Here is a 6,290-nt window from a genome sequence, read left to right on the forward strand (position 1 = left end):
CTAAGTCAGCTCTCTGGCTAGGGGTCAGTTTTTTCATACTCAATAGCTTAACACAAAACAAAATATTTTTCTATACGATTGAATCGGAACCACTATATTATGCCAGATCTCTGGTCATATTTGTGGGCTATTCTTTTTATCTGCTCCTAAAAAATTGTCCTGTACAGAGGGTTGTTAATGAAGTTCCCCTGTCAACTCAAGTTTTGTCTAGGACATTTTAAGATCTCAATACGACTTTGCAAAAAGCACCCGCCTTGTACTTTTTTTACCTGTAAATGGGCACTTCCCTTCTTCTTCTTCATTTAATGGAATACAACGAATCGTAACTCCTAGATCTTGTTTAATTTTTTCTTCTATGTTGGGATCTTCCGAGAAATGGGTTAAGGCAAACCCTGCGTGGATCTCAGGATTTTTAGGATTTTTGGGAGTAAAAAATGCATAGAAGTCTTCTTTAGTGTCAATTTTATGGGTATGGGTGTTTCTAAAATGCAACGCTCTTTGCAGAAGTGTATCTTGGATTGAATCGAGAATATTTTTGATGGATGAGAGAAGATTTTGTTTAGAAAATGTCTTTTTTTCTCGATGAGGGCAATCTCTCCGCGATAAAGGCAAGAGATCTTGTTCTATGTCCCGTGGACCTACTTCAATTCGAATAGGAATCCCCTTTTTAATCCAAGACCAGAGCTTTTCACCTCCTCTTATGTCTCTTGTATCGATGATGACTTCTAAAGACCTACCTGCATAGGATAAACCACGGAGCTCTTCTGCTAGGGTTCTGCAATATTTAAGCACCTCTTCTTTTTTCTCTTCTTTATGTATTACAGGGAGCAGGACAATCTGAGAGGAAGCAATCCTAGGGGGTAAAATTAATCCATCATCATCGCTGTGCGTCATTACAAGAGCTCCAATTAACCTAGTGCTTACTCCCCAAGAAGTAGTCCAAGCAAATTGCGATTCTCCTTGTGGATCCTGAAAAAGAATCTGGGAAGCCTTGGCAAAATTCTGTCCAAGAAAATGCGAGGTTCCTGCTTGTAGGGCTTTGCGATCTTGCATCATTGCTTCAATGCAATAGGTAGAAACAGCTCCTGGAAATCTTTCAGAAGCGGTTTTTTCTCCTTTAATGACCGGAATAGCCAAAAAGTCATATGCAAACTGCGTATATACGTCGAGCATGAGTTTTGTTTCTTCTTGCGCTTGCTTCTCTGTAGCATGTGCTGTATGTCCTTCTTGCCATAGAAATTCTGTTGTACGTAAAAACATCCTTGTTCTCATTTCCCAACGAACTACATTTGCCCATTGATTAATCAGAAGAGGAAGATCGCGATAAGAAGTTATCCACTTGGAAAAAGCATCACCAATAATCGTTTCTGAAGTAGGACGTACAACCAAAGGCTCTTCTAACTCTCCCGCTGGGACTAATTTCCCTTCTTGATTTTTTTCTAAGCGATGATGGGTAACCACTGCACATTCTTTAGCAAAACCTTCTATATGCTCTGCTTCTTTTTGCAAAAAGCTTAAAGGAATAAATAGAGGAAAATAGGTATTTTGATGACCGGTTTTTTTTAACATAGAGTCGAGCACTCTTTGCATATTTTCCCAGATCGCATAGCCCCAAGGTTTGATAACCATGCAGCCTCTCACAGAAGAATGCTCTGCGAGATCGGCTGCTTTTATGACTTCTTGATACCATTCTGCATAGTTTTCTTGGCGAGTAGGTTGAATTGCGGTGCGCTCTTTCATAATAAGCCTCTTTAACAATTTGCTTGTGAATATTTTAAGCAAATGCGGTTTAAATCACAGGTTAAAAGTGTTTGAAGATCTACCTTTGCTGACTCTATTTGCGCTTTTGAAACAGCTTGATCCCCTAAAAGAGGAAATGTATGCGCATACATAGCATCAATCACTTCTTTAGAACGAATGATTTGGTTAAGATATTTGCGGTCGGGAAGCTGTAGACAAATACTCCCCTGATGTAAAAAGCCCTTTTTTGTTTTACGCTGAGCAGCCCCTGCTACTTTTTTATTTTTTAACATCACATCATACTGGGTTGGCTTTGCCATACAAAAATGCTTACAATCCTTAACTAAAGATGCTCCATCTTGGGGAGTAAGGTAAAAGGAAGTGCTATTTCCTAAAAAAGATTCAATCGAGGATAGAACAATTGCATTAATCAATGCGTAATTATTTAAAGTATTTACTGAATAAAGAGCAGAACTAGCTGGTACTAAAATGCTAAAAGCAAAATCCCAAATATGAAAAATCACCCCCCCCCCTGTTGGCCTTTTTGCTAAATCAAGCGGCCCGATTTGATCTAAAAAAAGCAAGGAGGCAGGATCTGTAAAATAGCCATAGGTCGCGCTAGGAGATTCCCATTCATAGAAATGGAGCACTGGGATTAAAAAATTTTTCGCATTTTCTAAGAGCTCCGTATCAAAGCGCATATTTTCCTCGGCACTTTTTCGCTCAGTGTGTATAATTATGCATTCGGTAGTTTCCATGAATTCACTATATTTTTTTTAAATTCTAAAGCTCAAGAATACCTAAAAAAGAAAAATTGTTCATTTAAAATAACTTAATAAGCACGAAGAAATCTCTTGATTAACTTTGTCTAATTTGTCAAAAAAAGGAAAAGACCCCTAGAATTATCGGTTTATTAAGAGGATGGGATAAAAAAGGTAATATATGTTTGATAAATTTACTAACCGTGCTAAGCAAGTCATTAAACTTGCAAAAAAAGAAGCCCAACGCCTTAATCACAACTACCTTGGAACTGAACACATCTTACTTGGATTGCTCAAACTCGGTCAAGGAATTGCTGTTAATGTACTTCGTAATTTTAATTTAGATTACGATACTGTACGTGCTGAAGTAGAAAGACTTGTTGGCTTTGGACCAGAAATCCAGGTCTATGGAGATCCCGCATTAACGGGAAAAGTAAAAAAAGTTTTTGAATACTCCAATGAAGAAGCTGCCAATCTTAATCACAATTATGTAGGAACAGAGCACCTATTGCTAGCTCTTTTACGCCAGCGAGATGGCGTTGCTGCGCAAGTACTAGAAAATCTCAATGTGAACTTAAAAGATATTTACCGAGAGATCCTTAAAGAATTAGAAATCTTCAATTTACAGATCCCCCCTTCTGGTATGAGTTCTTCAAATAATCCTAATTACTCTTCTGCAAGTAAAGCCCCAGAAAAAGGAATGACCTCAGAAAAAATGCCTGCGCTGAAAGCCTACGGTCACGATTTAACCGAAGCTTGTCGCGAAGGGAAGCTTGATCCAGTAATCGGCAGAAAAGAAGAGGTGGAGCGCCTGATTTTAATTCTCTGTAGAAGACGCAAAAATAACCCGGTTTTAATCGGAGAAGCAGGAGTAGGAAAAACAGCAATAGTAGAAGGGTTAGCTCAAGCCATTGTTAAAGGTGAAGTTCCTGACCATTTGATTAAAAAACGCCTGATTTCACTCGACCTTACTTTGATGATTGCAGGAACTAAATACCGCGGACAGTTTGAAGAGCGAATCAAAGCGGTTATGGATGAGATTAAAAAGAATGGAAATATCCTTCTCTTTATCGATGAGCTACATACGATTGTTGGAGCAGGCGCTGCTGAAGGAGCCATTGACGCGTCCAATATTTTAAAACCCGCACTCTCTCGTGGTGAAATCCAGTGCATTGGAGCAACTACTATTGATGAATACCGCAAACACATTGAAAAAGACGCTGCTTTAGAAAGGCGTTTTCAGAAAATTCTCGTTACCCCCCCCTCTGTTGAAGAGGCTGTTGCTATTTTAATGGGCCTAAAAGCCAAATATGAAGATCATCATAAGTGCATTTATACCGATTCTTCGATTAAATCCGCTGTCTATCTATCAGATCGTTATATTACAGGAAGATTCCTACCAGATAAAGCAATCGATTTGATCGATGAAGCCGGAGCTAAAGCGCGGATTGCAACCATGCCCCAGTCTCAAGAAATTACAAAATATGAAACAGAAATCGAAAAAGTTCTTGTAGCTAAAGAAACCGCTTTAGAAAAACAAGAGTATGAAGAAGCTGCCAAATTACGCGATACCGAACAGAACCTACGAGAGCAGCTAAAGCAGATCAGTGAGAGATGGAAAAATAACAAAGAAGAACACCAAGTAATTGTTGATGAAGAAGAAGTTGCAGAAATCGTAGCTAAGCAAACAAAAATTCCTCTGACAAGGTTAACAGAAGGAGAAACTACAAAAGTGCTTAAAATGGAAGAGATCCTAAAGAAAAACATTATCGGTCAAGATGATGCAGTAAGCGTTGTTTGTAGAGCTATCCGCCGCAGCAGAGCCGATATTAAGGATCCCAATAGACCTATTGGCGCTTTTCTCTTTCTAGGACCCACAGGTGTGGGAAAAACGCTATTAGCAAAGCAACTTGCCATTAATATGTTCGGCGGTGAAGATGCCCTAATTCAGGTCGATATGTCTGAATATATGGAGAAGTTTTCTATCAGCCGCATGACTGGTTCTCCTCCTGGCTATGTAGGTCATGAAGAAGGTGGTCAATTGACAGAACAAGTAAGACAAAGGCCTTATTGTGTAGTGTTATTTGATGAGGTAGAAAAAGCACACCCGGATGTACTGAATATGCTTTTACAAATATTAGAGGAAGGGCGCCTAACCGATTCATTTGGCCGCCGAATTGACTTCCGTAATACCATCATCATTATGACTTCAAATTTAGGTGCAGATCTTATTCGTAGATCCTCTGAAGTAGGTTTTGCAGCGGGTGAAGGCACCCCTGACTATAAATCTATGGAAGAGACTATTAGACGCTCGGTTGCTAAAGGATTTAAACCAGAGTTTATCAACCGCCTAGACGGAATGATTATCTTTAAACCTCTGGATAGAGCTCATCTCTTTAACGTCATTGAATTAGAGGTGAAAAAAGTGTTAGAGCGTCTAGCTAGAAAACAGATATCTTTCATACTTGATGAAAAAGCAAAAGACTTTTTGGTAAATAAAGGCTTTGATCCTGCAATGGGAGCCAGACCTTTACGTCGTATCATCGAACAATACTTAGAGGACCCTCTAGCAGAACAACTTTTGCTAAATCCAGGCAAAGGCGGTCACTGGTTAATTTCAGCAAATGAGGATAAGCTCTTGCTCACTCCTCAGGAAGAATGTTTGACCATAGCTGATAAACAAGCTCCTGCAGAAGGTGGTTAAATAATAAAGAGGTGCGCTAACCCCCCCCCTTTGTTCTTATCGGCCAAAAATCTTGAAGAATGGCCGTATTACACCAGCTAAATCAGGAGCTGGCTCCTGTCGGTTTACATGAATTACTTGAAAAACTCGGGAGTAATTATGTAGAGCATTCTTTTGCATGGCTGGAAAAATGTGCCGACGCTTATGGAAAAACTGCGAAAGAAAGCTCAATACAAGCCTCTAACAGATCTTCTTTTTCCCATCGAATTATTCCTGCTTGCATTATTTTTAATTTTTTCCAAAAAGCAGAAATTACGAGGTTTATTTATGTTTTCTCATATATACTCGTTCATATTTAAATTAAGAGTTTGAATATATAAACATTTTTATACAAAAGATAACATCTTCTTGCAAGATAGAGCATTTTTTTCAAAAAAACCTAGTTATACAATTCTTAATTTGAAATCAAACTAGTATAGATGCCTGAGGCAAAAAGCCTCCTACTTGCATGTTCCACATTCTGGCATATAAACCATCTTTGGACATCAAAGCCGCATGAGTACCTTCTTCAATAATCTTTCCTTGATTAAAAACTAAAATCCGGTCCATGCGGGAAAGTGTTGAAAGGCGATGTGCAATCACAATGGTTGTTCGATTCTGCATGAGCTGAATATACTTTTCTGTTACAGAATCCAAAGACGAATTTGTACATTTTAAAAAGTGGGTGCCAGTGGCGTATGTTACCCATAGAATATCCTAAATGGGAATTATGTGATTATTATTTCCCTCTTTGGAATAAAAAAGATGATAAAAATTCTAAGAGTATTCTTGAAATAGTTTTAAAAAAAATTGGTTGGCGAGGTCAGAAAAAGCAGTGGTCGGAAAGAGAAAACAAGCTTTGTAATTATTGATGCTCAAAGTGTTAAAAATACTGATACAGCGGAGAAGAAAGGATATGATGCAGGGAAAAAAATATCAGGAATAAAAAGACATATAGCAGTCGATACCCAAGGGCTTCCTCATGCGATTCACATTACCACCGCTAATATCACTGACAGAAATGGGTGTATAGAAGCATTTTCACTACATAAAAACCATTTGTTCGG

At 38.6% G+C, this 6,290-nt stretch carries 4 protein-coding genes and 2 pseudogenes; 3 read left to right on the forward strand and 3 right to left on the reverse strand.

All coding sequences use genetic code 11. The features are described from left to right. Window positions 1-225 precede the first annotated feature (225 nt). Both proS and RHOW815_RS06285 read right to left on the reverse strand, forming a co-directional pair. On the reverse strand, window positions 226-1,740 hold the full coding sequence (gene proS, locus RHOW815_RS06280; RefSeq protein ID WP_215217475.1) for a proline--tRNA ligase: 1,515 nt from the start codon (window positions 1,738-1,740) through the stop codon (window positions 226-228). A gap of 11 nt (window positions 1,741-1,751) precedes the next feature. After that, complete coding sequence (locus RHOW815_RS06285) at window positions 1,752-2,441, reverse strand: lipoyl protein ligase domain-containing protein (RefSeq protein WP_215217476.1); 690 nt, start codon at window positions 2,439-2,441, stop codon at window positions 1,752-1,754. Between the two features lie 241 nt (window positions 2,442-2,682). On the opposite strand from RHOW815_RS06285, the gene RHOW815_RS06290 reads away from it, so the two are divergent. Together RHOW815_RS06290 and RHOW815_RS06295 are read left to right on the forward strand one after the other, a co-directional pair. Beyond that, window positions 2,683-5,205, forward strand: coding sequence for an ATP-dependent Clp protease ATP-binding subunit (locus tag RHOW815_RS06290; RefSeq protein WP_215217477.1), 2,523 nt, complete (start codon window positions 2,683-2,685; stop codon window positions 5,203-5,205). Between the two features lie 59 nt (window positions 5,206-5,264). Beyond that, a complete protein-coding gene (locus RHOW815_RS06295) occupies window positions 5,265-5,543 on the forward strand; it encodes a hypothetical protein (protein WP_215217480.1) in 279 nt (92 codons plus the stop codon). A gap of 106 nt (window positions 5,544-5,649) precedes the next feature. Here RHOW815_RS06295 and RHOW815_RS06300 read toward each other — a convergent pair. Further along, window positions 5,650-5,886 (reverse strand): annotated as a pseudogene (locus tag RHOW815_RS06300) (ABC transporter ATP-binding protein); the annotation flags it as partial. A 2-nt stretch (window positions 5,887-5,888) separates the two neighbouring features. Here RHOW815_RS06300 and RHOW815_RS08630 point away from each other — a divergent pair. Then, window positions 5,889-6,290: pseudogene (locus RHOW815_RS08630) on the forward strand (transposase); the annotation flags it as partial.

Origin of the sequence: Candidatus Rhabdochlamydia sp. W815, assembly GCF_018642185.1 — a bacterium.
GTDB classification, from domain to species: Bacteria; Chlamydiota; Chlamydiia; order Chlamydiales; family Rhabdochlamydiaceae; genus Rhabdochlamydia; species Rhabdochlamydia oedothoracis.

Bases quoted from the DNA above. Each gene is read 5' to 3' on its own strand.
- RHOW815_RS06295 (WP_215217480.1), top strand. From the start codon at position 5,265: ATGGCCGTATTACACCAGCTAAATCAGGAGCTGGCTCCTGTCGGTTTA.
- RHOW815_RS06290 (WP_215217477.1), top strand. From the start codon at position 2,683: ATGTTTGATAAATTTACTAACCGTGCTAAGCAAGTCATTAAACTTGCA.
- RHOW815_RS06285 (WP_215217476.1), bottom strand. From the start codon at position 2,441: ATGCGCTTTGATACGGAGCTCTTAGAAAATGCGAAAAATTTTTTAATC.
- proS (WP_215217475.1), bottom strand. From the start codon at position 1,740: ATGAAAGAGCGCACCGCAATTCAACCTACTCGCCAAGAAAACTATGCA.